Annotated in this window: 18 protein-coding genes; 12 read left to right on the plus strand and 6 right to left on the minus strand. The window is 67.0% G+C overall.

Going from position 1 to position 25,316, the window contains the following annotated elements; all coding sequences use genetic code 11:
- Nucleotides 1-6: 6 nt before the first annotated feature.
- From VGR67_13045 to rsmA, 4 genes are all read right to left on the minus strand, one after another.
- Entirely contained in the window at nucleotides 7-2,313 is a 2,307-nt protein-coding gene (locus VGR67_13045; GenBank protein ID HEV8337337.1) for a hypothetical protein, read from the minus strand.
- Between the two features lie 178 nt (nucleotides 2,314-2,491).
- Nucleotides 2,492-4,873, minus strand: a complete 2,382-nt coding sequence (locus VGR67_13050; GenBank protein ID HEV8337338.1) for a DNA translocase FtsK — start codon at nucleotides 4,871-4,873, stop codon at nucleotides 2,492-2,494.
- Nucleotides 4,870-6,564 carry a ribonuclease J gene (locus VGR67_13055; GenBank protein ID HEV8337339.1) on the minus strand — a complete coding sequence of 565 codons (1,695 nt, stop codon included), beginning with the start codon at nucleotides 6,562-6,564 and terminating at the stop codon, nucleotides 4,870-4,872. Before VGR67_13055 ends, VGR67_13050 begins: the two co-directional genes overlap by 4 nt.
- Nucleotides 6,565-6,671: 107 nt before the next feature.
- Nucleotides 6,672-7,496, minus strand: a complete 825-nt coding sequence (gene rsmA, locus VGR67_13060; protein ID HEV8337340.1) for a 16S rRNA (adenine(1518)-N(6)/adenine(1519)-N(6))-dimethyltransferase RsmA — start codon at nucleotides 7,494-7,496, stop codon at nucleotides 6,672-6,674.
- Between the two features lie 122 nt (nucleotides 7,497-7,618).
- Between rsmA and trxA the strand changes: the two genes are divergently transcribed.
- The gene (gene trxA, locus VGR67_13065; GenBank protein ID HEV8337341.1) at nucleotides 7,619-7,954 is read left to right on the plus strand and encodes a thioredoxin; all 336 of its coding nucleotides are present in this window, start codon (nucleotides 7,619-7,621) and stop codon (nucleotides 7,952-7,954) included.
- 16 nt (nucleotides 7,955-7,970) lie between these two features.
- Here trxA and VGR67_13070 read toward each other — a convergent pair whose 3' ends face one another.
- A complete protein-coding gene (locus tag VGR67_13070; GenBank protein ID HEV8337342.1) occupies nucleotides 7,971-9,674 on the minus strand; it encodes a response regulator in 1,704 nt (567 codons plus the stop codon).
- Nucleotides 9,675-9,875: 201 nt separating this feature from the next.
- Between VGR67_13070 and VGR67_13075 the strand changes: the two genes are divergently transcribed.
- From VGR67_13075 to hemW, 11 genes are all read left to right on the plus strand, one after another.
- Nucleotides 9,876-10,286, plus strand: a complete 411-nt coding sequence (locus VGR67_13075; GenBank protein ID HEV8337343.1) for an MGMT family protein — start codon at nucleotides 9,876-9,878, stop codon at nucleotides 10,284-10,286.
- A gap of 263 nt (nucleotides 10,287-10,549) precedes the next feature.
- Nucleotides 10,550-14,422, plus strand: a complete 3,873-nt coding sequence (locus VGR67_13080; GenBank protein HEV8337344.1) for a carboxypeptidase regulatory-like domain-containing protein — start codon at nucleotides 10,550-10,552, stop codon at nucleotides 14,420-14,422.
- 309 nt (nucleotides 14,423-14,731) lie between these two features.
- Entirely contained in the window at nucleotides 14,732-15,718 is a 987-nt protein-coding gene (locus VGR67_13085) for a MoxR family ATPase (GenBank protein ID HEV8337345.1), read from the plus strand.
- Between the two features lie 30 nt (nucleotides 15,719-15,748).
- Nucleotides 15,749-16,633 (plus strand): DUF58 domain-containing protein, encoded by an 885-nt coding sequence (locus VGR67_13090; GenBank protein ID HEV8337346.1) that lies wholly within the window; start codon nucleotides 15,749-15,751, stop codon nucleotides 16,631-16,633.
- Nucleotides 16,630-17,649 carry a hypothetical protein gene (locus VGR67_13095; protein ID HEV8337347.1) on the plus strand — a complete coding sequence of 340 codons (1,020 nt, stop codon included), beginning with the start codon at nucleotides 16,630-16,632 and terminating at the stop codon, nucleotides 17,647-17,649. Before VGR67_13090 ends, VGR67_13095 begins: the two co-directional genes overlap by 4 nt.
- The gene (locus VGR67_13100; GenBank protein HEV8337348.1) at nucleotides 17,646-18,644 is read left to right on the plus strand and encodes a VWA domain-containing protein; all 999 of its coding nucleotides are present in this window, start codon (nucleotides 17,646-17,648) and stop codon (nucleotides 18,642-18,644) included. Before VGR67_13095 ends, VGR67_13100 begins: the two co-directional genes overlap by 4 nt.
- Before the next feature lie 10 nt (nucleotides 18,645-18,654).
- Nucleotides 18,655-19,677: a VWA domain-containing protein gene (locus tag VGR67_13105; GenBank protein HEV8337349.1), complete on the plus strand. Its 1,023-nt coding sequence runs from the start codon at nucleotides 18,655-18,657 to the stop codon at nucleotides 19,675-19,677.
- Nucleotides 19,674-20,396, plus strand: a complete 723-nt coding sequence (locus tag VGR67_13110) for a tetratricopeptide repeat protein (protein HEV8337350.1) — start codon at nucleotides 19,674-19,676, stop codon at nucleotides 20,394-20,396. Before VGR67_13105 ends, VGR67_13110 begins: the two co-directional genes overlap by 4 nt.
- Nucleotides 20,393-22,210, plus strand: a complete 1,818-nt coding sequence (locus VGR67_13115; protein ID HEV8337351.1) for a BatD family protein — start codon at nucleotides 20,393-20,395, stop codon at nucleotides 22,208-22,210. Before VGR67_13110 ends, VGR67_13115 begins: the two co-directional genes overlap by 4 nt.
- Nucleotides 22,207-22,995 (plus strand): tetratricopeptide repeat protein, encoded by a 789-nt coding sequence (locus VGR67_13120; protein ID HEV8337352.1) that lies wholly within the window; start codon nucleotides 22,207-22,209, stop codon nucleotides 22,993-22,995. Before VGR67_13115 ends, VGR67_13120 begins: the two co-directional genes overlap by 4 nt.
- Nucleotides 22,982-24,139 (plus strand): radical SAM family heme chaperone HemW, encoded by a 1,158-nt coding sequence (hemW, locus tag VGR67_13125; GenBank protein ID HEV8337353.1) that lies wholly within the window; start codon nucleotides 22,982-22,984, stop codon nucleotides 24,137-24,139. Before VGR67_13120 ends, hemW begins: the two co-directional genes overlap by 14 nt.
- A gap of 12 nt (nucleotides 24,140-24,151) precedes the next feature.
- Here hemW and VGR67_13130 read toward each other — a convergent pair whose 3' ends face one another.
- The gene (locus VGR67_13130; GenBank protein HEV8337354.1) at nucleotides 24,152-25,045 is read right to left on the minus strand and encodes an EamA family transporter; all 894 of its coding nucleotides are present in this window, start codon (nucleotides 25,043-25,045) and stop codon (nucleotides 24,152-24,154) included.
- Between the last annotated feature and the right edge of the window lie 271 nt (nucleotides 25,046-25,316).

Genomic DNA, 25,316 nt, shown 5'->3' on the forward strand with positions numbered 1-25,316 from the left:
GGGCGCTCAGTCCTCCGGGACCGGCTGGAAGCCCCCCTTCGTCAGATGGTCGATCAGCTCGCGGATGCGCTTCGCTTCCCGGTGGTCGGGGTTGATCGCGAGCGCCCGCTGGAAGTGATACAAGGCCCTTTCCCGATCCGCGAACCCGTCCAGCCGGATCAATCCCATCCCGAAGTGGTAGTCCGAAAGCTCGAAGGACGACAGCCGCTTCTTGGCCTTTTTCGACTCCTGCATCTCGGAGAGGGCGTCGGGGTAGCGCCTGCGATCGTAATAGAAGCCGGCCAGATCGTAATGGATGCCGAAATCGTCCGGAGCCAGGAGGAGCGCTCCCCGGTAGGTCTTCTCGGCTTCGGCCTCCTTGCCGCTCGAGGCATAAGCCTCCGCGAGCTTCCTGAGGAAAGGAGGGTAGGGAACCGCCTTCGCCGCGGTCTCCAGCTCGCTGATGCCGCGCCGGATCAAATCCTCTCCTTTCCCGCGATCGGTCGGCAGCAGCTCGGTTCCTCGATCGAACCAAAGGGCCCCGAGGCCAAAATGAAGTCCGGCCCGGACGGTGTTGAAATTCACTCCCTGAGCCATCCGCTCGCTCTCCACCTCCTGGCGCATCCGCGTCGGGTCGACGCCCAGCCGGGCCGCCGTGGCGGCGTCGAGCGGCTCGTCCCCGAGGATCTGCAGCCCCTGCCGGTACTCCCGCTCAGCCTCTGCGAAGCGGTTCTGCTGCCGGTAGGCGTCGCCCAGGCTCAGCTCCGTCTGAAGCGCCGGAAAGACGCCGCGCCCTCCCGTCCCGGCGAGGTTCACCGTCCCCAGGAGCAGCAGGAACAGGAGGGGATAGAGCAGGAGCCAGGGGTTGGCGCGAAAGCGGGCCCAGGGGGCGTCGGACGGCGCCCGGGCGGCCGCCGCCTCGTCCTCCGCGGGTTTCCCCGAGGCGAGAAGATAACGAAGCCAACGTTCCGCCTCTCTCCAGGCGGCGAGCAGCGCGGCCCCGGCGAAAAGGCAGAGAAACGGGACGATCGGGACCCGGAAGCGCGAGAAATTGAAGAACAGGAGAACCGTCCCCATGTAGCCGAACAGGATCAGGTAGATCAGCAGAAGCTGCCGCCACCGCCGCCAGGTCAGCGCGATCCCCAGCAAGCCGAGCGGCGCCACCAGGCTGAAGGTCATCAGGGTCAGAGGCAGGTAGAGAATCAGGCCCGCCACGCTCAGGGGCTGGAGGAGCACCTGGCGGACCTCGTAATAATTGTAGTTGTCCGGCAGCTCGTAATAGTTCCAGAAGACGATCAGCTTCCGGACGAGCAGGCGCATCCAGGCCCCGGGGTTGGAGGCGATCCAGGAGAGTCCCTGCCGCAGCCAGAAGGAAGAGGATTCCCCGGGAGTCAGCTCGCGGCCCGCCAGCTCCGAGGCTTTGGCGATGAAATCGTCGTGCTCGTGCATCGGATCGGCGTGGACGAAGGGCGGAGGCAGGTAGCGTCCGTTGGCGTCGGCGTTGTTCCCGATGTAGAAGACTTCGCCGCCCCCGGTGGTGAGCAGCGCAAACTCCCGCCCGACGTAGTAATTCCGCACGGTGACCGGGAGGATTCCCGCCGCCGCCCCCAGCGTGAAGAGCAGACAGGCCCGCAGGCGGGCCCGGGACGGGATCGAGGGAAAGGCGAGGCATAGCCCCACGATCAGCAACGGGAAGAGCAGGACGAAGTTGTCGCGCACCAGCGAGGTCAGGGCGAACACGAGCCCGGCGAGCACGAGCTGCTTCCGCCGCGTTCCCTCCGATCTCTGAAAGAGGTCGATCAGATAGACGGTGAGGAAGGTGGAGAGGAAGGTCTTCATGACCATCCCCTCGTAGAACAAAAACGGCCCGTAGAGGGCCACGAGGAATCCGCCGATCCAGGCTTCGGTCTCTCCCAGAACCCGCCGCCCGATCCGCACCATCAGCAGGCAGGTCGCGACTCCGAAAAGAGCCTGGGCGATCTGCAGCAGCGGAAAGATCCACCGCTCCCCGAGAATCTTCAGGAAGATGGCGACGAGGTAGGCGTAAAGCGGGCTCTGGATGAAAATCTTGTCGCCGATCCAGTGTCCCGCGGCGATCTCGCGCGCCCAGCTGAAATAGAACAGAGGGTCGAGCCTGTCGGGGTAATAGAAGGGCGTCCCCGACAGCCGGAAGATGTAGACGAGTCGCAGAAACAGCGCGAGGCCGGCGAGAATCCAGGTCGCCTCACGGCGATGCGCCGAGAGCCAAGAGGCCGCGGACGGCGATTCCGGAGGCTTCGCCTCCGCGGGGAGAGCGATCTCCCCGGGCGCGGCGGGAGTCTCCGTTTCGGTCATCCTGTCTCCTTCCAGAAGGGCCGGACATTATACCGCGACCCTCGGGGAGGCTTCAGGAGGGCTATTCGTCCCTCAGGACCACCATCGGATCGACCGTCGTGGCGCGCCGGGCGGGCAAGGAGCAGGCCGCCGGCCGTGATCACCAGGACGACGGAGACGGAGGGGAAGCGGGGTGTAATCAGTTGACCGAGTCGGGCTCGACGGCGCTGCGGTGGCGGTCGATCTCCTCGAAGTAGTTCGGCTTGACCAGGATCTCGCGGGGCTTGGCGCCTTCGCCCGGGCCGACGATGCCGTCGCGCTCCATCATGTCGACGAGCCGCGCGGCGCGGGCGTAGCCGAGCTTCAGGCGGCGCTGCAGGTGCGAGATGGAAGCCTGCCCGGTCTGCACCACGAGCCGCGCCGCCTGCTCGTAGACCTCGTCCACCTCGTCGTCCCCCCCCTCCCGCTTCGACTCCGGCCCCTTGGTGACCGCTGGATTGAACTCCGGCTTGCCCTGCTTGCGCAGGTGGGCGATGACGCGGTTCGACTCCGCCTCGGTGAGCAGCGGGCCGTGCAGCCGGAGCAGCCGCGAGGATCCCGGCGGCAGGAAGAGCATGTCGCCGTTGCCGAGGAGCTGCTCGGCGCCGTTCGTGTCCAAGATCGTGCGGGAGTCGACTTTCGAGGAGACGCGGAAGGCGATGCGGCTCGGGAAGTTGGCCTTGATCACGCCGGTGATGATGTCTACCGACGGGCGCTGCGTGGAGAGGATCAGGTGGATCCCGACGGCGCGGGCCATCTGGGCAAGGCGCGTGATCGACTCCTCGATGTCGGCCGCGGCGGTCATCATCAGATCGGCCAGCTCGTCGATCACGACCACGATGAAGGGAAGCGGCTTCACCTCCTCCTCTTTCGTCCCGCCGTCGGCCGTCGCCACGGAGTGGGTCAGCGGCTTCTTCTCCTTGCGCGACAGCGCCAGAAGCGCGTTGAACTGGTCGATGTTCCGCACCCCGCACTCCGCCAGGGAGCGGTAGCGCCGCTCCATCTCCAGGGTCGCCCACCTCAGCGCGTTGCTGGCGTGCTTCGGCTCCGTGACGACGGGCGTGAGGAGGTGGGGGATTTGATCGTAGATTCCCAGCTCGAGGCGCTTGGTGTCGATGAAGATGAACTTGACCTCTTCCGGGCTGGCCTTGTAGAGGATGCTCGTGATCATGGTGTTCAGGCAGACGCTCTTCCCCGTTCCGGTCGCCCCGGCGATGAGCAGATGCGGCATGCGCGCCAGATCGGCGATGAAGGGCTCGCCGTGGATCTTCTTGCCGAGCGCCAGGGTCAGCTTGTGCGGCGAGGAGGTGAACTTCTCCGAGGCGAGCAGGTCCCTCAGGGCGATGATCTCCCGCCGCTTGTTCGGGACCTCGATCCCGACGGTCGATTTCCCCGAGACGCGATCGATCCGGGCCGATTCCGCCTGGATCGCGAGGCAGAGATCGTCCGACAGCGAGGTGATCTTGCTGTATTTCACTCCGGCGTCGGGCTTGAACTCGAAGGTGGTGACCACGGGGCCCGGGTGGATCTGGACCACCTGGCCCGCCACCTGGAACTCCTGGAACTTGGAGGTGATGAGCTTGGCCGTCTCCATCAGCTCCCGATCGTCGACCGCCTGCTCCTCTTTGCCTTCGTGGAGGAGCGACAGCGGGGGCGGGACGTAGCCGAGGGAGTTGACGAAGGGGAAGGCGGGCTGGGCGGGGGCGGCGGCCTCCCGGCGGATCTCTCTTTCCGGCTTCGGCTCGAGCTTCCGCGCCACGGGGGCCGCCGGCGCGGCGCCGGCGACCTCGGGGGATTCGAAGGCTTCCTTCGGAGCCTCCCGCTTGGGGGCGTCGTCCCGCGTGCGGGTGTGCTTTCGCACCACCTCGTTGCGCATCGCCTCCTTCCGCTTCGCCTCGCGGCGGCGCGCCCAGGTGACGACGAACTTCCCGGTCGTCCCCTGGACGAGGCCCCGGCTCTTGACGAACATCTCGGCGAGCGAGACCCGCGTCGCCATGAGGACTCCCACCCCGATCAAGCCGACGCATACCACCCCCGTGCCGGCGAAGCTCAGATACGACTTCAACGAGGCGGCGAGGACGTTCCCCAGCCATCCCCCGGCGTCGAGCGGCTCGCCGGCGATTCTGCGATCTCCCAGGAGAAGGCTCAGGAGCGCGGCGGAGGAGAAGATGAGGATGAAGGCGCCCGCCGTCCGCAAGGGGCGGCCCTCGCCGGGGCGGTTCCAGAAACGCTTCCATCCGGACCACCCGAAGAGGAAGGGGACCAAATAAGCGCCGAAGCCAAGGAACTGCAGCGCTCCTTCCGAGACGTTCGCCCCGAAATGACCGACGAGGTTGCTCGCCGGCTGCGACTCGCTCCCCGATCCGAACAGCGTCGGATCCTCGGGGGTGTGCGAGAGGAGCGCCAGGAGCAGGAGGAGCGAGCCGACGAGGAGGACGATTCCCCACGCCTCGCCGAACCGCCGGCTCCGGAGGATCCCCCCCCAATCGATCCGCGGACGCTGGCGTTGGCGCTCCCGCTTCGCTTTCTCCTTGGTCTTCAAATCTCGATCACCATGGGGATGATCATCGGCCGCCGCCCCAGCTCCTTGCGGAAGAAGCGCTTCAGGTTCCCCTGCAGCTTGGCGTGGATCACGTGGACGTCGCCGCGCTCCTCCATCGTCGAGGAAGCGACGGTCTGCCGGACGATGTCGGCCGCGCGTTGCAGGATTCCGTCCTCCTCTTCCTCCAGGACGAAGCCGCGGCTCACGATTTCCGGCTCCGTCTCGATTTCCCCGCTCCCCTTGTTGATCACGACGACGGCCGTCACGATACCGTCCTCCGAGAGATGGCGGCGGTCCCGGATCAGGACTTCCTCCACTTCTTCCCGCGTGCCGTCGATGAACACCCGGCCGGTGCTGATCTTCTCCGATTTCCACCCCTTGTCCCGAGTGAACTCGAGGTGATCGCCGTCCTCCACCAGGAGGATGCGCTCCGGCGGGATCCCGCCCTCCCGCGCCAGGCGGGCATGGCGATGGAGCTGGCGGTACTCGCCGTGGATCGGGATGAAGTACCGGGGGCGCGTCAGGTTGAGCATGATTTTCAGCTCCTCCTGGCTGGCGTGACCGGAGGCGTGAATCGAACCGTGGTGGTCGTCGAGCATCACGTCGGCCCCGCGCTTGAGGAGGTGGTTCACCACCCGGGAGATCGACTTCTCGTTGCCGGGGATCGTCCGCGCCGAGAAGATCACCAGGTCGCCGTCCCCGATCGTCACTTCCTTGTGCTCCTCCAGTGCGATGCGGGAGAGGGCCGACATCGGCTCGCCCTGGCTGCCGGTGACGACGAAGAGCATGCGCTCCGGGGAGACGCGCGAGGCCGCTTTCGGCTCGATCAGGACTCCGGCGGGAATCGTCAGGTAGCCGAGGCGCTCCGCGACCTTGGTGTTCTGCAGGAGGCTGCGCCCCACCAGGCAGACACGCTTCTTGTTGGCGGCGGCGATGTCGAGGATCTGTTGCACGCGGTGGATGTGGCTGGCGAACGTGGCCACCATGACCCGGCCGAGGGCGCGGCGCAGGATCGGCTCCAGGGCTTCGCCGACCCGGCGCTCGGAGGGGGTGAATCCTTCGCGCTCCGAGTTGGTCGAGTCCCCGAGCAGGGCCAGCACGCCCTCGTCTCCGAACTGCCCCAGCCGCGGGAAGTCGAAAAGCCGGCCGTCCACCGGGGTCTGATCGATCTTGAAATCGGCCGTGTGGATCACCAGGCCGACGGGCGTGCGGATGGCGAGACACATCGAGCCCGGGATGCTGTGGGTCACCTGGACGAACTCCACCTCGAACGGCCCGATCTTCACGACGTCCCGGGCGCTCACCGGACGCAGGTCGGCGCGCGCGTCGAGCCGGTGCTCCTGGAGCTTCGACTGGACCAGCCCGAGCGTGAACTCGGTCCCGTAGAGCGGGGCCCGCACCGCCTCGTAAAGGTAGGGGACGGCGCCGATGTGATCTTCGTGTCCGTGGGTGAGGACGATGCCGCGCACCTTGCGGGCGCGCTCGAACAGGTACTGGATGTCGGGGATGACGAAGTCGACTCCGAGAAGGTCCTCCTCGGGGAACATCAGCCCCGCGTCCACGACCAGGATCTCCTCGCCGTACCGGAAGAGGGTGCAATTCAGGCCGAACTCGCCGCATCCCCCCAGGAAGAGGATCTCGAGGTGAGGCTGAGCGCGGGAGCCCTGGAAGGACTTTTCGGCGGACTTCATCCTGTCTCGGAAAGGGGCGCCCGCTCCGGCGTCCACCGGGCGCCTCGGCGGAAGCGCGAACGGCGCGGATTATATATCAATTTGAGCCGCGGGAGCGACGCGAAGACTCACGGCATCTGCGGCCGGCGCCGGGCCAGCTCCAGGTATCCTTGGAGCGGAACGTCTTCGGGGCGGGCGGCGGGATCCAGCCCCGCCGCTTCCAGCCATTCTTCCACCTTCTCCGGGGGGAGTCCCGATCCGCCGGAGAGCGAGTTCCGGATTTTCTTCCGTCTCGCCGAGAAAGCCGCCTTCACCACCCGCTCGAAGATCGCCCCGTCGGCGGACGAGGCGAAGGGCGAGAGGCGGGGCTTGAAGCGCAGGACGGTGGAGTGGACCTCCGGCGGGGGCGAGAAACAGCCCGGAGGAAGGTCGAGCAGCCGGACCGCCTCGGCGCGGCAGCCGCACAGGAGCGTCAGGATCCCGTACTCGCGCTTCCCGGGAGGGGAGAGGATTCGTTCCCCCACCTCCCGCTGCACCATCAGCGTCAGATCCTCGAAACGCTCGGAGAGGGCCAGGAGCCGGAGGATGACCGGCGAGGCCACGGAATAGGGGAGGTTCCCGACGGCGCGCAGGCCGCGGCCGGGAGGCAGCTCCTGGTCAAACAGAGCGGCCAAATCGACGCGCAGGACGTCGCCCGCGACGATTCTCAGGTTCTCCGAAGCCGTCACGCTCTCGAGCCGCCTGACCAGCCGGGGATCGATCTCGAGGGCCAGGACCTTCACGCCCGCCTCGAGCAGCGGCGCCGTCAAGGCGCCCCGGCCCGGGCCCACTTCGAAGAAGCGCTCCCCGGGCTGCGGGGCGACGGCCTCGATGAGGCGCCGCACCGCGCCGGGGTCGGCCAGGAAGTGCTGCCCCAGGCGGCGGCGCGTCCGGGCGGAGGGTGCCGGGGTCAAAGATGTATCCGGGCGGCGGGATCCGGCATCTCAAGCACCGTGTCGAGGACCCGGCCCCGGCGCCAACTTGGCGGGCCGGAGAAATCTATGATATAAAAACCACGGACTTTTGGAGTAGATAGATGGCCAGTGAAGAGGTCTTGATTTTGGACGCGATGAGCTTCGAGCGCGAGATATCGGGGCAAGGGAACGGACCGATCCTCGTCGATTTCTGGGCTGAATGGTGCGGCCCCTGCCGTTTGATGGCTCCCATCCTGGACAAGGTGGCGGTCCGCTTCAAGGGGAAGGCCCGCATCGGGAAAGTGGACGTCGACGAGCATCAGGCGCTGGCCGCGAAGTTCGGGATTCTCAGCATCCCGACGCTGCTTCTCTTCAAGGATGGCAAGGTTGTCGAGCAGGTGGTGGGGACGACTTCCGAGGAGAACCTCGCGAAGCTGATCGATCGTCACACCGCCTGATCCCCCCGCTCCCGCCTCAGCGCACCCGGGCCAGTCTCAGAAGATCGGGAACGAGCGCCGTGCTTCCGTCGGACAGGATCGCGGTTCCGGCGAGCCGGGCCTCCTCTCCCCCGTTGAGCGGCGGACGGATGACGACGTCGGCTTGCCCCAGCACGGCGTCGGTGGCGAGAGCGTAGCGCTGCGGGCCGACGCGATACAGCAGGCCTGAAAACCCCCGCAGAGAAGGGCCGTCGGCGTCCACCCACGGGATGCGGTCGAAGCGTACCAGCGGAATCGGCTCTTCCGGATCCTCCTCCCAGAACGATCGCCCTTCCCGCAGGCGGATCTGCGACACGTCCAGCTCCACCGAGCGCTCGACGTTCGCGACCGGCACCGCCAGGAGCTGCTTTCCCACCTGGCACAGGTAGGAACGGACGAGCGCTACGCCGGCCGGCAGAACCATCTCCACTTTCCAGTCCTCTCCATCTCCTACGACGGCGGCGCTTCCCCCGAGACGCGCCACGAGGTCCCCGATCTCGCCGGCCAGGAGCCCGCCCGGCTTCGGATGAGGCGGCGCCGAGACGCCGCTTCTCAGCACCAGCGCCGAGCCGTTCCGCGAGACCGCCGTCGTCACCCGGCAGGGCTCGATCCACCCCATCTGCCGCAGGATGTCGGAGCGTTGCACTCCTTCCCGGACGATTCTCGGGAGCAGCCGCATCAGGATTTGCGCGATCTGCTCGAGATGGGCCAAATCGACGCGGCTTTCCCCTCCGGTGAGCGAGAAGACCGCCTCCCGGCCGGAAGCGGCGGCTGATTCCTCCACGCAACGCCCCAGTCTGGGAGCGATCCGATCGAACGGCACCATCCTGGCGGACAGGATCTCGGCGCGAATCTCCGCCAGGCTTCTTTCCAGCCTCTTCAGGGCCTCGTCCGAGCCCGGCGCCCCCGAGGTTTCCAGGGCGGCGGCCAGGAGATCCCGGTCGGCGCGGGCCGTTTCGGCCCGATCGAGGAGGCGCTGGAGCAGCTCGGCGCGAACCCGTACGGTTCCCTGCAGAGGAGGCGCGGGAAGCGAGAGCTCCATGGAAGCTTCCGGCTCGGGCTCCAGAACGATCTCCGCCGTGACGTCGAGGACCGCCGGCAGGGGCCGCAGGAATCGCTTCGCCGCCTCGGGAGAATGGCGCGTCTGCAGGGTGAGGTCGAGAACCGGCGCGCCTCCCTCCTGAAGCGGGATTCCGGACGGCGGCATGCCGGAAACGACACGTCCCAAGGAGGAGCAGCGCGCTGCCAGCACCCGGAGGCGCGCCGACGGCAAGGACGTCCCAGGACGGAGGGTGAGCCGCAACGCCACCCGCCTCTCCGGACCGGGATCAGGATCGGCGGGTGTTTCGAGATCCTGGAGCGCGCCGAGGACCTCCGCCGGCGAGAAAGGCTTCCGGAGGAAATCGCGGGCGCCCGCCGCCAGAGCGCGGAGGACCGCACCTTCCTGATCGCGCGCGGCGGAGACGATCACCCGGACCGAGGGGTCGGCGCCCACCAGGGCGCGCGTCGTCTCGACGCCGTCCATTCCCGGCATGATGAGATCGGTGATGATGAGATCGGGCTGCAGCTCGTCCTTGAGACTCAGCGCCGAGGCGCCGTCCGACGCCTCGGCGACGACGCGATGATCGCCCGACTCCAGGATGGCGCGGAGCATCGAGCGGACGAAGCCGGCGTCGTCGACCAGCAGGACCGAGAGGGGCATCGGCAGATCCGAAGAGAATTCACGGCGAGACGCACGAACGCATTATCGGACGGGGGGAGGAGGCTGTCAACGAGTCTGAGGTCCAGGTCAGGGGATCGGGCCGGCGGCGGGACAGGTCCCACGGGTTTATACTCAGGAACATTCTTGGTGAATCAGCGCTTGGGACCGGCAGACAGAGGCCGGCAGGAGGGAAGGAACTCGATGAAGCGGGGGCTCCCGGCGTTGCGCCGGAGGGGAGGCGAGACTCGGGTCCATGGCGAGGTCCAGGGCTGCCGGAGGGACGGCTGGAAGGCCGTCTACGCCCAAGTCCGGCGCATCCCCCGGGGCCGCGTCATGACCTACGGCCAGATCGCGACCCTGCTGGGCAGCCGCCTCTCTCCACGCGCAGTCGGCTGGGCGATGCATGGAAGCCCGCGAGGGGTTCCCTGGCACCGTGTCATCAACGCTTCGGGAGGCTGTTCCACCGACCGGATGCCCGACATCCCACCGGGCCTCCAACAGGCTCTGCTGAAAGGAGAAGGAGTCGAATTCCGGGCCAACGGCACCCTCGACCTCGCACGCTACCGCTGGATGCCCCGTGGCGCGGCGCGCCGGCGCCCGCGAAAGCCCTGAATCGCCCGAAACGTCCTGCCGGGACTGAGGCGTTCCGTTCCTCTCCCCTGGCCGGATCGGTCCTTGGGCAAACGGGCGCTGATTCGCGCGCCCCGAGGGTTCGGCAACGGGGGAAGGGCCGCAGACCGAAAGCAGCATCGGGCAGCGGTCCCCCCCTTGACAGTGCGCTTGCCGAGCCACCACAATGAACCCCAGGCCCATTCGGGCAGCTCTCCAAGTCGGATCCAACGAGCACGCGAAGCGGCGGGAGCGGCCGGCGCACCATGGCAAAAAGCCTGATTCGCAGCTGTCGCAGGCTGTTCATCCCCTGCCTCGCCTGGTTCCTCCTTGGAGGGAGTGTCGCCGGGGCGATCGCGGAGACTCCGGGGCTCGCGGCGCTCAACGGAGTCGTGGTGGACCGCGACGGCAGCCTCCTGCCGGGAGTCACGGTCGTCCTGGAGAATCCAGCCCTTGGAGTGGGGCCCCGCGGCGCCGTGACCAGCGCGAAAGGGGAGTTTCGGATCGTCAACGTCCCTCCCGGCACCGGATTCTCCATCCGGGCGAGCCTTCCCTCCTATCAGACCCTCGTCTTTCACGACGTGCAGCTTGTCCCCGGAGAGAACGTCTTCCCGGGCATCACGCTCCGGCCGGCGATCGTCCAGGAGGAAAGGGTCAAGGGAACCGTCGACGTCGTGAAACCCGAGTCGGCCACGACCAGCACGACGATCAGCTCGGAGTTCCTTTCGGGTCTGCCGATCCTGGGAAGAGACTATCAGGACATCCTGACCCTCGTTCCCGGAGTGACCGACGTGGACAATACCGGGAATCCGAACATCCACGGCGCGCGCGACACCGACGTCGTCACGCTGGTCGACGGCGTGAACACGACCGATCCCTTCACCGGGCTCTACGGACAGGAATTGAACGTCGAGTCGATCCAGGAGATCGAGGTGATCACGGCGGGGGCCACTGCCGAGTACAGTCGCGCTGCGGGCGGGTTTGTGAAGATCCTGACGAAGTCGGGCGGCAACGAGTTCAAAGGGACGTTCAAGTTCTTCATGCAGACGAGTCGCCTCGACGGCGACGGCGCCGGGACCGATCCGACCGACGTGCGCGGCGGTCTCGGCGAGCGGAACGGCTTCCGGGATCAGAGGTTCACCGACCTCTATCCGTTCCTGTCCCTTTCGGGGGCCTTCATCCAGGACCGGCTCTGGTATTTCTTCGCGCCGGAGTACGTCCAGATCGAGGAGCCCGTAAACGTCGGGACGCACGCCTTCATCGCGGGGACGCACGCCATTCGCGCCACCGCGAAGACCACCTGGCAGATGGTCCCGTCGAATCAGCTCGTCTTCGAGATCCTCTACGACGACACGCGTGAAGACAACAACGGCCTCGACAGCTTCACCGACTTGGAGAGCGGCTACGAGTTCCATCGCGGCGGGCCGACGACCACGCTGCGCGACACCGCTACCCTGAGCCCGAATCTCTCGCTGGAGACGGCTCTCTCCCGTTTCGATCAATCGTTCAGCGTCACCCCGACCCTGAATCCCGACACCAACGGCAACGGACTTCTGTTCGTCGACGGCATCCGCGCCCTCGGCGGGAACCAGGATGGGTTCCGCAACGCGCGCGAGCGGGATCCGGGAGAGGACTACGACCGGGACGGGCGGTACGACATCTTCGAGGACGTGAGCGGCGACGGAGTCCTGGATGGCTGCGAGAACAACCCCGAGACGGGGGAAAGGTATTGCTTTCCACCGTCGGGAGAGTATCCCGGCTGGTACGAGTCGAAAGGATTCGACTTGAACGACAACCGCAGTTTGCGGGACTGTCCTCGCAACCCGGATGGGTCTTACGATTTCGACGATCCTCTTTGCGAGCTGGACCGCAACAGGCGCATCCATTACGGCGAGGACATCGATCGCGACGGACAGCTGACGGGGCCTTACGGCTGCGAGGGGAAAGAGCGCGAGGACGTGAACTGCAACGGCCGGATCGACTTCGAGACCGACGCGAACGAGAACGGCATCGTGGATCCCGCGGAGGACCGGGGGATTCCCTGTTCCAATCGGTCGCTTTGCCCGGACGGGACGGAGCCCGGGACGGGGGGCAACGGTCGCTTCGACTCGGAAGATCGGAACGGCAACGACGAGCTGGACACCTTGCCGGGCTCGGGGTACACGCCGTTCCCGTTCTGGGAGGATCGCAACGGCGACCACGTAGCGCAGCGCGGGGAGTTCCACGCTCCTCAGTTCCCCGATCGCGATTACGTCCTCAGCGACAACACCAACCGCATCTCGGGCCCCTTCTACTTCGATTACACCGACTCGCGGACCCGCGACACGCTCAAGAGCGATCTCTCCGCCTACGTGGACGATCTGCTGGGCAGCCATGATCTCAAGATCGGCGCCGTCTTCGAGCAGGAGAGCTTCGAGCGGACGACGCACCAGCGGCCCTACCTGACGGTCTCCACGGGATTCGACCCGGCCAGCGGAAGGAACGGAGGAACCGTGGGCACGCTGCTGCCGACGCAGGGAGACGTCCACAACACGGCGGGCGGCGATCATCTCGGCTTCTACTTCCAGGACACCTACAAGCCCCTTCCCAACCTGTCGGTCAACCTCGGGCTCCGCTTCGATCGCGAGAGCATCCATTCCGAGGGGTTCGAGTTCTTCGAGCCGGCCGCGCAGCGCCGGGAGTTCGACATCCTGATGGGGCTCAATGGGTTCGAGGCGGCCCCCCGGTTTGCCGATTTCAACCAGGATGGAGTCGTCAACCTGGGATTCACCGGCGATCCCCTTTATTCGATGGTCCGCTACGCGCAGCTCGAATCCCAGCTGGCCGAGATCGCCCCCCGGCGCTTCTCGCGTCACAACTTCCTCACGTCGATTGAAAGCGCCTTGCTGTCCCAGCTCAACATCCACGACCCCAACCTCCTGCGCAGCGGGCGGCCCCGCCAACCCCAGGATGTCCTGATCACCAACAACAACCTGGCGCCGAGGCTGAGCCTCTCCTGGGATCCGCGATCCGACGGGAAATCGAAGGTCTTCGCCTCGTGGGGCCGGTACTATGGGAACCTCTTCCTGGAGACGGTAATCGGCGAGGAGGGGCCCGACCTCATCAGTCCCTACTACCAGTACGACGCCGACGGCGTCGATCTCGCCGGACTGCCGAACAACCAGATCGGCAAGCGGATCTCGGCCCCGCCTCCCGCCGCCACTCAGGTCGACCGGGGCATGCGGACGCCCTTCACCGACGAGCTGAGCGCCGGGTTCTATCGCGAGATCGCCCCCGAAGTCTCCCTCTCGCTCACCTACGTCCGCCGGGCCTACCGGGATCTGCTCCAGGACATCGACGTCAACCACAGCGTTCGTAAGGCCACGGCGACGATGTGCCCCGGCCCCGACGAGCACACCCTGAGCGGCCTTTGCGACAACTTCGGCCGGACGCTCGGCATCCGGAACAACAAAGGGATCGAAGCGATCGAGGCGGACAGCTATCCCGATCTCTTCATCAACAACGTCAACTTCAACCAGATCTTCCGGGTCGGGAACTACAACAGCCAGGCCTACCACAGCTACGAGCTGCAGATCTCGCGGCGGCTGCGGCGCAAATGGCTGATGGACGCCAGCTACGTCTTCTCCAAGGCGACCGGCCAGGCAGAGACGTTCCTCTCCGAGAACGGGGACGATCCGGCCCTCACGGAGCTGAAGAGCGGCTATCTGTCCTACGACCAGCGCCACGTGGCGAGGTTCAACGCGGTCGCGTTCCTTCCGGGCGACTGGCAGGTCGGCGGATCGGTCAACTGGTCGTCGGGCCTTCCCTTCAGCTTCGTCAACCGCTTCCAATCGGGGGACAACGTCCAATTCACGCAGACGCGGCGCCTGTTCGGCTACCGCGATCCCAACACCGGCAAGTTCATTCCCGAGCTGCGGAACGCCCATCGCAATCATGCGACCTACGACCTCAACGTCCGCGCCCAGAAGAACCTCGTCCTGGGAAAGGTGAGTGCGGGCGCCTTCTTCGAGCTTCACAACCTGCTGAACAGCGACGCGCTCCGGGTCTCCGAGATCGACAACCGGTTCCGGACGCTTCAGAGCGACGAGACGCGCCGTTTCGGCCGGCGATTCCAGCTCGGGGTTCAGCTCGACTTTTGATTCTTCGTTCTGCGCCGTCCCCCCTCCCTATGCCAAACTGACGCGCTATCCTCTCGAGGCGCGCCAGGCGCCGCCATCCTGGCGCCGGCCCCGGCGCCCCCTCCTCCGGGGTTGATAAACTCCATGAAAACAGTCCGTTAACGTGTCACGTTCCTTTCCAAGTGGCACCGCAGTTGCTATGATGGGCAGCCGACACCCGGCCGCATTCCGGTGAGCAGCTTGGCCGGAGTGCGCCTTTTGGGAACAGAGTCCCCGTTCGCCACCCATTCCGCGATCCGCCCGGAGGATCGGGTTGGACACAGGAGAAACATGGAACAGGACATCCGGCGCATCAACGACCTCGTGGCTCAGAAGGGGAGCTTCGTCGAGCCCCTGCTCTCCGAGGTGCGGAAAGTGATCGTGGGACAGCGCTACCTGTTGGATCGTCTGCTCATCGGCGTTCTGACGCAGGGCCACTTGCTGCTCGAAGGCGTGCCCGGGCTGGCGAAGACGCTCTCGGTGAAGACGTTCGCCGACGCCATCGACGCGAAGTTCCAGAGGATCCAGTTCACCCCCGACATGCTTCCCGCCGACCTGATCGGGACGATGATCTTCAACCCCCGGGACGGCGTTTTCACGCCGAAAAAGGGGCCCCTCTTCGCGCACGTGATCCTGGCGGACGAGATCAACCGGGCGCCCGCGAAGGTCCAGTCGGCCCTGCTGGAGGCGATGCAGGAGCGGCAGGTGACGCTCGGCGACCGGACCTATCCGCTCGAGCCGCCGTTCCTGGTGCTGGCGACGCAGAACCCGATCGAGCAGGAGGGGACCTATCCGCTGCCCGAGGCGCAGGTCGACCGCTTCATGCTGAAGCTGAAGGTGGAGTATCCGAGCAAGGCCGAGGAGAGGGCCATCCTCGATCGCATGTCCGGAGAGGCGCTCCCCGCGGTGCGGCGGGTCGTCTCGCCCGCGGAGATTCTCGGCGCCCGGGACGTGGTCAATCAGATCTACATGGACGATCGGGTCCGCGACTACATCGTCGACATCGTCTTCGCGACGCGATCGCCCAAGGACTACAAGCTGGACATCGCCCCGCTCGTCGCGTTCGGCGCTTCACCCCGGGCCACGCTGTTCCTGACGCTCGCCGCGCGGGCCCACGCGTTCGTGAAGGGGCGCGGCTACGCGACCCCCGAAGACGTCAAGTCGATCGCGTTCGACGTGCTGCGGCATCGCGTCCTGCTCACCTATGAGGCGGAAGCGGAAGACGTCACGCCCGAACACATCGTCCAGCGGGTCCTGGACACCATCGAAGTTCCCTGACCCGGCTCTCCGGCTGGCGAGGACGCGCCGATGCCTCTCACCTCCCAGGAAATCCTCAAGAAGGTCCGGCGGATCGAGATCCGGACGAACCGCCTCGTGAACGAGTCGCTCGCCGGGGAGTACCACTCCGTCTTCAAGGGTCGCGGCATGGAGTTCGACGAAGTCCGCGAGTACACCCCCGGCGACGACATCCGGACCATCGATTGGAACGTCACGTCCCGGATGGGCCATCCGTTCGTAAAGAAATACGTCGAGGAGCGCGAGCTAACGGTGATGCTGCTCGTGGACGCTTCGGCGTCGGGCGATTTCGGCACGGTCGCCGGCACGAAGCGCGGCGTGGCGGCGGAGGTCTGCGCCCTGCTGGCGTTCTCGGCGATCCGGAACAACGATCGAGTGGGCCTGCTCGTCTTCACCGATCGGGAGGAGCGCTACGTGCCTCCCCGGAAAGGCCGAAACCACGTCCTGAGAGTGATCCGGGAGGTACTGACGTTCGAGCCGACGGGAAAGCGGACCGACCTGACCCTGGCGCTGGAGTCTCTCTCCCGCGGCGTCCGCCGCCGCAGCGTCGCGTTCGTCGTGTCCGATTTTCTCGACAGCGGATTCGAGCGGGCGCTGCGCATCGCCAATCGCAAGCACGACCTCATCGCCGTGTCGCTCTCGGACCCTCGGGAGATGGAGCTGCCGGCGATCGGAATCCTCGAGCTGGAGGACGCCGAGACGGGACGGACCCTCGTGGTCGACACTTGGGACCGGCGCGTGCGGGAGCGCTTTGCGGCCGAGGCGCGCGATCGCGCCGAGACGCGCCGGCGGCTCTTCCGGCAGAACAAAGTGGACGCGGTGGAGCTGACCACGGGACAGCCTTACGACGTTCCGCTGGTCCGCTTCTTCCACGAGCGGGCCCGGAGGATGCGATGAGGCCGCTTCGCGCCGCCGCGCTCCTGGCGGTCTCCTGCGCCGCGGCCGGCCTCCCGGCACTCCGGGCCGAGGAGCCGGTGACAGTCCAGGCTTCCGCGGATCGCGCGACGGCCACGGTGGGGGATCGGATCGTCGTGAAGATCGCGGTCGCGCACCCCCCGGGAATCGCGGTGCTCGCCCCCGTTCCGGTGCTGGGAGAGGGAAGCACACTGGTGATCGAGCCGGCCTCCGCGTCCGCGGCGCCGGGCGCAAAGACGGAACCGAAGCCGCGCGCGCCGTCGCGGGACCTCTTCTTCTTCTCCGCGCAGGCCTTCGAGACCGGGAAGACGTCCCTTCCCGCCTTCCGGGTCGATTGGACGGGACCGGGAGGGAAGCGAGGCAGCGCCTCCTCCGCGCCCGTGCCGCTCGAGATCGTCTCGGTCCTGAAAGGGCCGAAGGACGAGCCGGCCGACATCAAGCCGCCCGCGCAGCTTCCCCTTCCCCCGTTCCCCTGGGTCGCGGCGGCGATCGGAGCCGTGCTCCTGGCGCTGCTCGTGGCCGCGATCTTCTGGTGGCGGCGGAGGCGCAGGAAGCCGGCCGCGCCCGTCGCGGCTCCCGCCGGACCTCCGATCCCCCCGCACGAGCTGGCCTACCGGGAGCTCGAGAGGCTCCTCGCCTCGGGCCTGCTGCGCTCGGGGAAGATCAAGGAGTTCCACGTGGAGCTCGCGGAGATCATCAAGACCTATCTCGCGGGACGCTTCGGCATCGAGACGCTCGAGCGGACCTCCGGGGAAGTGCTCGAAGCGATGAGGCAGGTGCGGGTCGGCTCGCCGGAGCAAGGGCTGACGCGGGACTTCTTCAACGAGACCGACCTGGTGAAATTCGCGAAGTACTTCCCCGCGGAGGAGGAGATTCGCCGGACGGTGGATCGCGCCTACAAGCTCGTCGATCAGACGAAGCTCGTGACGGCCCCGCCGCCCCCGGCTCCGCCCATGGGCGCGGCGCCGCCCGCGCTCTCGCCGGAGGCGGCTCCGTGAGCTGGCACTGGCAGAACCCCGAATGGCTCTTCCTGCTTTTCCTGATCCCGGTGCTGACCGCACTTTACGTCTGGTCGCTGAAGCGCGGCCAGCGGTCCCTGCGGTTCCCCGACGTCCGGATCTTCGCTCGGATCCAGCCCGCCTGGACCCTGCGCCTGCGGCACGCGCCCTTCGCGCTCCGGATGCTCGCCCTGTCCCTCCTCATCGTCGCGCTGGCCCGGCCCCAGGCGGGACACACCGAAGAGGAGGTGCTCACCGAGGGGATCGACATCCTCCTGACGCTGGACAACTCCGGCAGCATGGCGGCGGAGGACTTCAAGCCCAAGAACCGCCTCCACGTCGCGAAGGAAACGGTGGCGAAGTTCATCCGGGGGCGGCAGAACGATCGGATCGGCCTGGTGATCTTTGCGGAGAAGAGCTACACGCAATGCCCCCTCACGCTCGATTACGGAGTGCTTCAGACGCTGCTCGACCGCGTTTCCCTCGCCCCGCGCAGCGAGGACGGCACGGCGATTGGCATGGGGCTCGCAACCAGCGTGAACCGTCTGAGGCAATCCCGGGCGAAGAGCCGGGTCATCGTGCTGCTCACCGACGGGAGGAACAACCGCGGGTCGATCGACCCGGCGACCGGGGCGGCGCTCGCGCAGGCGCTCGGGATCAAGATCTACACCATCGGAGTGGGGACGAAAGGGGAGGCCCCCTACCCCGTCGACGATCCCGTCTTCGGCCGCCGGTACCTGTACATTCCCGCCGACATCGACGAGGACACGCTCAAGGCGATTGCTTCGGCGACCGGCGGTCTCTACTTTCGCGCCACCGACGCCCGCAGCCTGGAGTCGATTTTCAAGAGAATCGACCGCATGGAGAAGACGGAGATGAAGGTCAAGCGCTATCTGAGATTCACCGAGCTGTTTCCGGCCTTTCTCCTTCCCGGCGCTTTTCTCTTCCTGATCGAGGTCGGAGTCTCCCAGACCCGGCTTCGCCAGATCCCCTGACGGAGGTCCCTTGCCCTTCGGCGAGCCGCGAGCCCTGTTTCTCTTCTTGTTGATTCCTCTGCTGGGGCTGTTTCTCGTCCTGGTCCGCCGGCGCCGGCGCAAGCTCCTGGCCCGGTTCGGGCGGGAGGATCTCGTGGCCCGGCTCGTGAAGGCGCCCGGCCCCCTCCGCTGGGCCATCCGGGTCTTCCTGATTCTTTTCGCGGCGGCCTTCCTGATCCTGAGCCTGGCGCGCCCGCGCTGGGGGCGCAAGGTGGAGGAGATCCGCCGGAAAGGCGTCGACGTCATGGTGGCGCTCGACGTCTCCGCCTCGATGCTGGCGGAAGACGTGAAGCCGAGCCGGCTGGTGCGCGCGCGGGAGGAGGTGGCTTCGCTCGTCGACACCCTCGGGGGGGATCGCGTCGGACTCGTCGCCTTCGCGGGCGATTCCTACGTCGCGTGCCCCCTGACGCTGGATTACGCCGCGGCCAAGATCTTCCTGGACGTCCTGGATCCGACCCTGCTTCCCGTTCCCGGCACCGCCATCGCCTCGGCGATTCGCAAGGCCACGCAGGCCTTCGACACTCCCGAGAAACGCTACAAGGTCCTGGTCCTGATCACCGACGGGGAGGATCACGAGCGCGACGCGCTCGAGGCGGCCCGCGAGGCGGCCCGCCAGGGAGTGGTGATTTATACTCTGGGGGTAGGGACCGGCGCCGGCTCTCCCATTCCTCTGCGGGAAGGGGACGGTCCGGTCACCGGCTACAAGCAGGACCGGCAAGGAAAGATCGTCACCAGCCGCCTCGATCCTGTCAAGCTGTCGGAGATCGCCGAGGCGGCCGGAGGCCGCTATCTGCCCGTCACGGCCGAAGGGCGCGAGATCCGCGACATCGAGGATCGCATCGCCAAGATGGAAAGCCGTCAGATCGGCTCGCGCCTGCTGATCACCTATGAGGAGCGCTACCAGCTGCCGCTCGCAGCGGCGCTGTTCGCGCTCGTCCTGGAGGCGGGCATCGGCGGCCGGCTCCTGGTCGGGAAGCGGGAGGAGGAACGATGATCGGCCGGCCGGGGCTTCGGAGAATCCTCCTGCGCGGCGCTCTGGTCGCGGTGGCGTGCGCGCCCTGCGTGTTCGCGGGAGCGAGGTCCAAGAACGAGGAAGGGAACCATCTCTACGGGCAGCGGAAATACGACGAAGCCCTCAAGCGCTATACCGAGGCCCAGATCGAGGCCCCCGACGCGCCGCAGCTACATTACAACCTGGGGAACGTCCTTTTCCGGAAGGGGGAGGTGGAGAAGGCGCGTGACGAATATCGCCGCGCCCTGGCCGCCGCCGACCCCTCGCTCGATCCGCGGGCGGTCTACAACCTCGGGAACACGTTTTTCTCGCAGGATCAGTTCAAGGAGGCGATCGCCGCCTATCAGCGGACCCTCAAGCTCAAGCCGTCCGATCGTGACGCCAAGAAGAACCTGGAGCTGGCCCTCCTCCGGATGAAGCAACAGCAGCAGCCGCAAAATCAATCCGGAGGCGGCAAGCAGGACAAGGACCCGCAGCAGTCCCCGAAGCCGCAGGCGCCTCAGGCGGGCCAGTCGAAGAAAGAGGACAAGCAGCCGGAGCAGCGGCCCGAGAGCCGACCCGAGCGGAGGGAAAAAGGCGCCCTGTCGAAAGAAGAGGCGGAGCGGATCCTCAACGCTTTGCAGGAAGATGAGAAGGCCAACTTGAAGCAGCGCCTGCAGAAGGCCTCGGACGAACAGGAAAAGGTGGAGAAGGACTGGTGAGGAACTTCTTCCGGCGGGCTCTGCCTCTCGGTCTCTTCCTGGCCGCGTTCACCGCGATTCCGGCCCAGCAGCCCCAGGTGCGGGCGCGCGTCGAGCCGGACAGGGTCGCGGAAGGGAGCGAGGTGTCGCTGGTGATCGAGATCAGCGGAAGCAGCCAGGCGCCGGACGAGCCTCCCGATCTGTCGCAGCTTCCCGGCTTCTCCCTGGCGGGCGGGCCGTCGGTATCCACCTTCTTCCAATGGGTGAACGGCCGGACCAGCGCCTCCCGGACCTACACCTACGTGCTCATTCCTCAGGGGCGAGGGACGCGCCCCATCCCGCCTTTGGAGGTCAAGCTGGGGGGGCAGATCTACCGGACGGAGCCGCTGCGCGTGGAGGTCCTCCCGCGCGGCTCCACCTTCTCCGATCCGGAGACCCGCCGGAGGATCGCGCCGCCGCCGACCGTGCCCTCGCAGCTCTTCGTCGAAGCCAAGGTGGACAAGGCCGAAGTCTACCCCGGCGAGCAGGTGACGCTGATTTACAAGGTCGACACGCAGTTCGAGATCGCCCAGATGTCGCTGAAGGATCAGCCCACCTATCAGGGCTTCTGGGTGGAGGACATCAAGACGGACGACAAGGACGGCAAGTACGACGCCCGCCCGGTGCAGCGCCCGGAGGGGAATTTCATCGAGTACACCGTGTTGAAGAAGGCGCTGTTTCCGACCAACCCCGGCACTTTCACGATCCCGCCCCTGACCTTCCACTTCGCCGTCCGAAGGCGCGGGAACGACCCGTTCGACTCGTTCTTCTTCCAGCCCACCGAGAGCCTGTTCCGGGCCAGCGAAGCGGTCACGATCCGGGTCAAGGAGCTTCCGCTGCAGGGCCGGCCTCGTGAGTTCACGGGAGCCGTCGGACGGTTCACGCTGGAGGTCACTCCTGATCGCAAGGCGAGCCGAGTCAACGACGCCGTCGGGCTCCGCGTCCGTGTCGAGGGGCAGGGCAACGTCAGCACTCTCCAGAGCCCCATCCTCCCTGAAATCCATGATTTCAAGCGATACGAGCCAAAAGTGGAGGAGTCGGTCCAGGCGAAAGGGGGAACGCTGGTCGGCAGCAAGACCTGGAACTACGTCCTCATCCCACTGGCGCCCGGCGAGCAGGAGATCCCGCCGGTGCGCTTCGCGTACTTCGATCCCCAGACGGCGCAATACCGCGTCCTGCAGGAAGGCCCCGTCCGGCTGAGCATCGCGAAAGGGGATCTCTCCGAGATGCCGGTCCAGGCGGTCGCAGGGCGGTCCGAGATTCCCGTCCTGGGCTCCGACATCCGGTACATCAAGCTGGCGGGAAGGCACATCGAGGACGAAGGGGGCGACTTCTTCGCGAGCCGGGCCTTCATGGCCGTCCTGGCCGCGCCGCTGCTCCTGAACCTGGCGCTTCTGGCGGTGGCGCGCCGGCGATCCTCCCGGGCGGGCCAGGAGGGACAGCTCCGCAGCCGCCGGGCGGCGAGGCTGGCCAAAAAGCGGCTCTCCCGCGCCCGGTCCCGCCTGTCCCCCGGCGAGTCCCGCCATTTCTACCAGGAGCTGGCCTCGGCGCTCACCGCCTACCTCGCGGACAAGGTCGGAGTGCCGGCGTCGGGCCTGACCTATGACCGCATCGAGGAGATCCTCGCCGCGCGCGGCGTCGCGGAGGAGACGCGGCAGCGGTTCCGCCGCAGCCTGGAGGCCTGCGATTTCGCCCGCTTCGCCCCGTCGTCCTCGGAGAAGGAGGAGATGGAGCGCGCCGCGAGGAACGCCGGCGAAGTCATCGAGGAGCTGGAGACAGCGGTGAGGCCGGCGTGAGGCCATCCGCGAGGGAGCGCGCGGCGGGGCTCGCCACGGCGCTCCTCGCCGCGGCGTGGCTTCTGGGCGCGGCCGGCGCGGGGGCGGGCTCCGTCGACGTCCTCTTTGCCAGAGGCAACGATGCCTACGCGCGCGGCGATTACGGCGCGGCCGCCGATCTGTACCGGAAAATTCTGGGCGCCGGCGTGCGGAGCAGCCGCGTCTACTACAACCTGGGGAATGCCTGCTTCAAGTCGAACCGTATCGGCGAGGCGATCCTCTACTACGAGAAGGCGCTCAAGCTCGACCCGACCGACGAGGACGCGCGCGAGAATCTCCGTTTCGCCAACGTGCGGATCCGGGATCGGGTCCCGGCGGACGATCGTCCCTGGGTGGTGTCTCTTCTGGAGCGCGGGCGGGATGTGCTCCGGATCGAGCAGGTGATGCAGATCTTCACCGGCCTCTATCTCGCCGCCATGGCGCTGGCGGCCGTCTGGCTGCTGGCGGCCGGCCGGCGATGGGCGCCGGGGGTGGGGATCGCCGCGGCGCTGCTTCTCGTGCTTTCCTTCGCCGCCGGAGGCTGGGGGTTGGCGCAGGCGCGGGCGCGCCAGGCCTCGGACGAGGCGATCGTGCTCGCGGCGAAAGTGGAAGTGCTCAGCGGCCCCGGATCGGAGAACACCCTTCTGGCATCCGTCCACGAAGGGACCAAAGTCAGGATTCATAACCGCCGGCAAACCTGGGTGCAGGTCACGATCCCCGACGGCCGGGCGGGCTGGATCCGGAGAGAGGCCCTTGGCGTCATCTGATCCTCTCGGCCTCTACCTCCACGTCCCCTTCTGCACCTCCCACTGCACCTATTGCGACTTCTTCACGCAATCCTATCCGGGGACAGAGGGAGTCCGAGGTTTCGCCTCCGCGCTCGCCGCCGAGATCGGAGCCAGCGCCGCCGCCCTCGGGATGCGCGGGGCTCGCGTGGACACCGTCTACGTCGGAGGGGGGACCCCCTCGCTCCTCGCGCCGCCGGATCTGGAGGCGATTCTCGGCGCCGCCGCCTCCGCCTTCCGGATCGAGGCGCACGCGGAGATCACGATCGAAGCGAACCCCGAGAGTGTCACCCAGGAAAAGCTTGTGGCGTTCCGCTCCCTCGGGGTCAACCGCCTGAGCCTGGGGGTGCAGAGCTTTCAGGAGAGGATCCTGGAAACGCTGGGGCGGGCCCATTCCCCGCAGGACGCGGTGCGTGCCGTGGAGGCGGCGCGGGGCGCCGGATTTGCGAGCGTCAGCCTCGACCTCATGCTGGCGCTGCCGGGGCAGGACGCCGCCAATCTGCGCGAGGATCTGCGCACCGCCCTCGATCTGGCGCCGGATCACCTCTCGGCCTACCTCCTGGAAATGGACAAGGAGACGGCGTTGAGGTCGCGCATCGAGAGAGGCGATCTCAGGCCTCCCACCGAGGACGAAGCCGCCGATCTCTACGAGATCACCGCCGAGACCCTGGCGGGGGCCGGCCTGCAGCATTACGAGATTTCCAGCTTCGCGCGGCACGGCGCCCGCTGCCGGCACAACCTGAAATACTGGACCGACCGCCCTTTCCTGGGATGCGGACCGTCGGCCTGGTCGTACCTCGCCGGCCGGCGCTTCCGGGTGGCGCGCAACCTGGAGGCCTACCTGGAATCGGCCCGACAAGGCGTCCCGCCGGTCTGGGAGGAGGATCCCGTTTCTCCGCGGATGCGGCTCGCCGAGGCGATCTTCGCGGGCTTGCGCCTGATGGAGGGGATCGACGTCGAACCGGTGAGCCGGGCCCACGGCATCGACGATCCGCTGCGCGGCGCCCGGCCGAGGCTCGAAGAGCTCGAAGCGGCGGGAGTCCTGGAGCGCCGCGGAACCCGGCTGCGGCTCACGTCCCGCGGCTATTCCGTCGCCAACGAGGTTTTCGCCGCCTTCCTGGAATGACCGCCGGCGCCACTACGGCGCGGCGTGCGCATGAACCGCCATCGCCACCCCGCAGAGGACGAGCGCCGACCCGCCGAGGATGGGGAGGGTCAACCGCTCGTGCAGGAACAGGATGCCCACCGCCACGGCGATCAGAGGGAGGAGATAGACGATCAGGGACACCTGGGTGGCGCTGGCGTGCGACAGGAGCCAGAAATAAAGCGTGAAGGCGAGGGCGGAGCCGAAGAGGGCGAGATAGAGGAGGGCGCCGAGCGACGCCCCATCGAAGGAGATCGGCAGGTCCCGCTCCGTGAGCAGGGCCACCCCGCCCATAATCAGTCCCGTCATCCCCATCGGCACGGCCGCCAGCGACAGGGGATGAATCCCCTTTCCCCAGCGCTTCACGGCGATGTTGGCCACGGCCGAGACGAGGGGCGACAGGAGCATCACTCCCGATGCCAGCGCCGTCATCGGCCCTCCGAGACGCGCCAGGTCCTCCGAGAAGATGAGCGCCGTTCCGGCGCAGCCCAGAAGAATCCCCGCCAGGGCCATTCCATCGATCCGCTCTCCCGGCAGGAAGAAGTGCGCGAGCACTGCGACGAACAACGGGAAGATTGAGAAAAGGATCGCGGTCAGGCCTGAAGGAACGTACTGCTCGCACCAGTAGACGATGCCGTAGGAAGACGAGAAAGTGAGCAGCGCATTGATCACCCAGAGCATGCGCTCGTGGCGCGCCCGCCCCAGCGGAATGCCCGACCCCCAAGCCACGGCGAGCAAGATCAGCGAGGCAAGGCTGAACCGCAGCGCCACGCCGGTGAACGGGGGAATGCCCCTCAGGCCGACCCGGATCGCCCCCCAGGTCGTCCCCCAAATCAGGATGAGGACCGCGGCGACGAGGATCATCAGGAACCGGCGGGGTCGGGTCATTTTCGGCGGTCGCGCCTCTCCAATCTCGTACCATGCGGCGGGTTGACCCGCGGCGGTACGCCGCCGGGTCCAACCCGCTCTTTAATTTCGGCCGCTGGCTCCAAGCCCGCCTTGAATTCGGACGCCGATCCCTCGCGAGCGGCTGCTTCGTGCCTCGTTTGCGTACCTTGACGCGGCGCTTCGGCGCGCCTTGCAATCCGGGCGCCTCGACGGCCTCGATGTTAACGCGATTTCTGAGATGCAGCACGCCCCTCAAGGGTTAATTCTCGCC

The organism is Candidatus Polarisedimenticolia bacterium, assembly GCA_036004685.1.
Lineage (GTDB): Bacteria > Acidobacteriota > Polarisedimenticolia > Gp22-AA2 > AA152 > DASYRE01.

Bases quoted from the DNA above. Each gene is read 5' to 3' on its own strand.
- VGR67_13045 (HEV8337337.1), bottom strand. From the start codon at position 2,313: ATGACCGAAACGGAGACTCCCGCCGCGCCCGGGGAGATCGCTCTCCCC.
- VGR67_13055 (HEV8337339.1), bottom strand. From the start codon at position 6,564: ATGAAGTCCGCCGAAAAGTCCTTCCAGGGCTCCCGCGCTCAGCCTCAC.
- trxA (HEV8337341.1), top strand. From the start codon at position 7,619: ATGGCCAGTGAAGAGGTCTTGATTTTGGACGCGATGAGCTTCGAGCGC.
- VGR67_13070 (HEV8337342.1), bottom strand. From the start codon at position 9,674: ATGCCCCTCTCGGTCCTGCTGGTCGACGACGCCGGCTTCGTCCGCTCG.
- VGR67_13075 (HEV8337343.1), top strand. From the start codon at position 9,876: ATGAAGCGGGGGCTCCCGGCGTTGCGCCGGAGGGGAGGCGAGACTCGG.
- VGR67_13080 (HEV8337344.1), top strand. From the start codon at position 10,550: ATGGCAAAAAGCCTGATTCGCAGCTGTCGCAGGCTGTTCATCCCCTGC.
- VGR67_13085 (HEV8337345.1), top strand. From the start codon at position 14,732: ATGGAACAGGACATCCGGCGCATCAACGACCTCGTGGCTCAGAAGGGG.
- VGR67_13090 (HEV8337346.1), top strand. From the start codon at position 15,749: ATGCCTCTCACCTCCCAGGAAATCCTCAAGAAGGTCCGGCGGATCGAG.
- VGR67_13095 (HEV8337347.1), top strand. From the start codon at position 16,630: ATGAGGCCGCTTCGCGCCGCCGCGCTCCTGGCGGTCTCCTGCGCCGCG.
- VGR67_13110 (HEV8337350.1), top strand. From the start codon at position 19,674: ATGATCGGCCGGCCGGGGCTTCGGAGAATCCTCCTGCGCGGCGCTCTG.
- VGR67_13130 (HEV8337354.1), bottom strand. From the start codon at position 25,045: ATGACCCGACCCCGCCGGTTCCTGATGATCCTCGTCGCCGCGGTCCTC.